Annotated in this window: 4 protein-coding genes and 1 tRNA gene; 4 read left to right on the plus strand and 1 reads right to left on the minus strand. The window is 54.3% G+C overall.

Annotation, left to right across the window (positions count from 1 at the left end):
• Window positions 1-68 precede the first annotated feature (68 nt).
• Complete coding sequence (locus QEP12_RS16745) at window positions 69-434, plus strand: cupin domain-containing protein (protein WP_174862829.1); 366 nt, start codon at window positions 69-71, stop codon at window positions 432-434.
• Window positions 435-738: 304 nt separating this feature from the next.
• The gene (locus tag QEP12_RS16750; protein WP_174862826.1) at window positions 739-1,713 is read left to right on the plus strand and encodes a Bug family tripartite tricarboxylate transporter substrate binding protein; all 975 of its coding nucleotides are present in this window, start codon (window positions 739-741) and stop codon (window positions 1,711-1,713) included.
• Between the two features lie 257 nt (window positions 1,714-1,970).
• Here the strand turns inward: QEP12_RS16750 and QEP12_RS16755 are convergent, their stop codons facing one another.
• The gene (locus QEP12_RS16755; protein WP_174862827.1) at window positions 1,971-2,489 is read right to left on the minus strand and encodes an ankyrin repeat domain-containing protein; all 519 of its coding nucleotides are present in this window, start codon (window positions 2,487-2,489) and stop codon (window positions 1,971-1,973) included.
• Window positions 2,490-2,705: 216 nt separating this feature from the next.
• Here QEP12_RS16755 and QEP12_RS16760 point away from each other — a divergent pair.
• Both QEP12_RS16760 and QEP12_RS16765 read left to right on the plus strand, forming a co-directional pair.
• Window positions 2,706-2,795: transfer RNA gene (locus QEP12_RS16760), tRNA-Ser, on the plus strand.
• A gap of 112 nt (window positions 2,796-2,907) precedes the next feature.
• The coding region (locus QEP12_RS16765; RefSeq protein WP_284214970.1) for a DUF6538 domain-containing protein at window positions 2,908-3,766 on the plus strand (859 nt) is incomplete at its 3' end.

The raw sequence follows: 3,766 nt of genomic DNA on the forward strand, positions 1-3,766 counted from the left end.
CTAAACACCTCAAAATGCAGGCTAGACAAGCGCTAACAGCTCCTCTTTTTGCTATATCACCACCTACCATGACTGCTGCACCCAAGCTCGTCCGCATTGAGACCCAAGACCTCACGCACGCCAAGCACGGCCAACCCAACCGCCCCATTCGCGGCAACACCACCTACCAAACGCTGGAGAGCTTCAGTGCGCAGCACGGCCAGCTCAGCAGCGGTGTGTGGGAAGCCACGGCCGGCGTGTTCCGCTCGCACTGCGCGGGCTATGTGGAGTTTTGCCACATCCTGGAAGGCAGCTGCCGAATCGTTGACCTGGACGGCACCACCCACCTTTTTGGTGCAGGTGACAGCTTTGTTTTGCCCGAAGGTTTTGCCGGCCATTGGGAAGTGGACGAACGCGTCAAAAAAGTCTTTTTCATCGCGCAAACCCAGCGCTAAAAAATGGGCCGCGCAAGCGCATGGCGTCAAAGGCACTGAAAAAAGTCTTTTCAAATCATGCTGCAACGCAACATTTTTCACATTACAAAACACAGAATCGCCCATTGAAAAAAACAACGATTTCTACGTAATATCCACATCACCATTTGTGATTAGAGCGCTGTCTTGGTTCTTTATTTTTCAAGACTGGGGGTTAGTATCTAAGGGTTCCAACCGATTCCCAAACAGTGAATGCACTGTTTCGGGTCGCCATCGCGATCACTTTGCCTCACCCATGCCGTGGCGCAAATCACAAGGAGTGCATATGTTCCGTAGAACCGTTTTGGCAGCAACCGCCGTATTGACCGTTGCCGCAGGCCTGCCCACACTGGCACAGGCCAAAGACGCCTGGCCCGTCAAGACTATTACCTTGGTGCAACCCTATGCACCCGGTGGCACCAGCGACATGCTGGCCCGCATCGTGGCGCTGGAGCTGGAAAAGCGCATTGACGCCGCTGTGATCGTGGAGAGCAAGCCCGGCGCCAACGGCAACATCGCCACGGCCTACGTCAGCCGCGCCAAACCCGATGGCGGCACTTTCCTGGTCGGCTCCAGCAGTCCTGTGGTGATCTCGCCCTCGCTGTACAAGAGCGTGCCCTATAACCCCCGGACCGATCTGACCCCCATCACCCCCATCGCCAAAGCGCCCTTTCTGCTGGTGACAGGCGCGACTTCTGGCATCAACAGCGTGGATGAACTGGTCAAGCAGATCAAGACCGACAAGTTGAACTTCGGCTCGGCTGGTGCGGGCTCGCCCCAGCACATGATTGCGGAAATGTTCCACACGCAGATCAAGGCCAAGTCGCCCCACATCCCCTACAAGGGCTCGGCCCCGCTGATCATTGCGCTGATGGCCAATGAGGTGCAGTACGGCATCGACAACCCTGTGCCCCTCAAGCCCCAGATCGACGGCGGCAAGCTGAAGGCACTGGCCATCACCAGCAAGCACGCATCGCCCAAGTTTCCGGGCGTCAAGAGCTTGCACGAGTTGGGCTATACCGACTTTGAAGTCGAACCCTGGTACGGCATGATCGGCTCCAAGAACCTGCCCAAGGAACTGGCCGAACGCATGAACGGCTATGTGCGCGACATCCTGGCGCAAGACAGCGTGAAAAAGAAAATCTCTGACCTGGGCGCCGAAGCCTATGGTCTGAGCACGGCCGATTTCACCGCCCTGATTGATGCCGACATCAAAAAATGGGGCGCAGCAGTCAAAGCCTCGGGCGCGACCGCCGACTAAGCCTGACGCATAGCGCGCACAGCACAGCACGCCATCTCAAATCCAAACCGCCTTCCTTGCGAAGGCGGTTTTTTTAATGCGCATGAGGGATTGCGGGAAAAAGCTACTCTGCCCAGTAGTTCTACAAACCGACGGCAACCCACTCGCCAGCCATAAAAAAAGGAGCAGCTCGCGCCGCCCCTACATGACATCAAACAACTTCACTGCCTAAAAGCAATCCTCATATGCGCAAGCTGCTCTCAAAAACAGAGCGGCACCTAATTCACCATTTTTTGCCGCAACAAAGCCACTGCATCGTGCGCATTCATCGCCGCAGCGCACGCCAACGCCGTGTTGCCTTGGTGATCCGCCCTGTCAATCTGCGCGCCACGCTCTAGCAGCAGCGCCACAATATCCGAGCGGTTGAACATCGCCGCAAACATCAACGGCGTACGACCATCGGGCGACGGGCCATCCACCTGTGCACCGTGATCCAGCAGCAACCGTGTCATCTCCAGATCACCCTTAAAAGCAGCGCCTGCCAAAGGTGTTTGCCCACGCCCATTCGGAATCTGCGCATCAGCACCATGCTGCAGCAGCACCTTGGCCGCTGCTCCATGACCGTAGTAACTGGCCAGCATCAATAAGCTATCGCCCTTGGCATTGCGCAACGTTGCAGGCAGCCCATTTTCTAGCCACAGTGCTAACTGCTGCGCATCACCCTGACGCGCCACATCAAACACACGTTCAGCGAATGCCAAGGTTGCATCATCCAAAGCAGAGGTGTTTTCACTCATCAATCGTTTCCTTTCAGATCTGCATGCGCGAACAACCCGCATTTCACTCGAGCCAGTGTATGGAATTAATCTTTAGCTATGGTTTTTAAATTTTAATAATTCAAATCAAACAAACCTATCTCCGTCGCTCTGCATGCGCAGAGTTGCGCATACAGGCCACATCCCCAAGCAGATGACCAGATAGCGCCCAATCCATGTGTAGAATACGCAGCTTCCGGAGGTTTGGGTGAGTGGTTTAAACCAGCAGTCTTGAAAACTGCCGAAGGAGTGATCCTTCCGTGAGTTCGAATCTCACAGCCTCCGCCACATTGAACTAAGTTGTTGAAATCGCTTCATATGAAGGAGTTTTACTCCTGAAGTGGTACAAATGACTGGTACACAGCGGCAGCAAAAGGTTCGGTCAGCAAAGGACGCTGACATGCCAACCTACATGCGCAAGGACGACCACGGTTATCGTTTCCTTCGCCCCATCCCCCAAGATTTGCGCACGCTTTTCAAAAAGGCCAATTTTGTAAAAAGGCTCGGGCGAGACTACAAAAAGGCCAAAGAGCTTTGCGCCTTGCTGACCGTACAAACAGATCGCGAGCTTGCCGCAGCTCGATCCAACCAAAAGCAAGTAACTTCCATCGACTCTTTCTTGAAGCTGCCTCGTGAGACGCGGCTTAAAAGCCTTTCGATCAGTCCAGAGCTACCTGGGCAAATCGCTTCCCTCTTTCTGAGTACGCTAGACGCGGATGCCCAAGCACGCAAAGAGGGGATGAGCGATGAGGAGTTCGAATCACTGGATGCGAACATCCAGGAAATGCTCCCCCTCATCAACCGAGCAGTAGCTTCAGGAAATGTTGGCAGATTCCACGAATTCGTGAACCAGCTCATGGTGTTTCGTGGCTATCAATTAGAGGCAACAGACGCGCAATGGCAAGCACTCACCTACGAAGTGCTGACACATGTGAAAACTGGGTACAAAACTCTCGCTGCCCGACAGCAAGGTGAGTCCCTCGGACAGCCTGATCTTTCAAAACTGCCACCGCCGCTTGAAGCAGTATGGGATGCGCAGCCAGACCGCGCGCCAAATCCACAGGTAAATCGTTTGGCAGACATCACACCTCACTACAAACGCTATCTATCCCCCAAATATCCCAAAACCCAGTCTACTTATCTGTCGATTTGGCAGCGATTTGTTGACTTCGCAGAGAACAAGCCCCTGCATTTGGTTGGCTCAGATGATGTCTACAACTTCCTGGAAAGCCGTCTGCAAGACAAAGAAGCGGCTTGGC

The organism is Comamonas jiangduensis (genome assembly GCF_030162955.1).
In the GTDB taxonomy this organism is placed as follows: Bacteria; Pseudomonadota; Gammaproteobacteria; order Burkholderiales; family Burkholderiaceae_C; genus Comamonas; species Comamonas jiangduensis.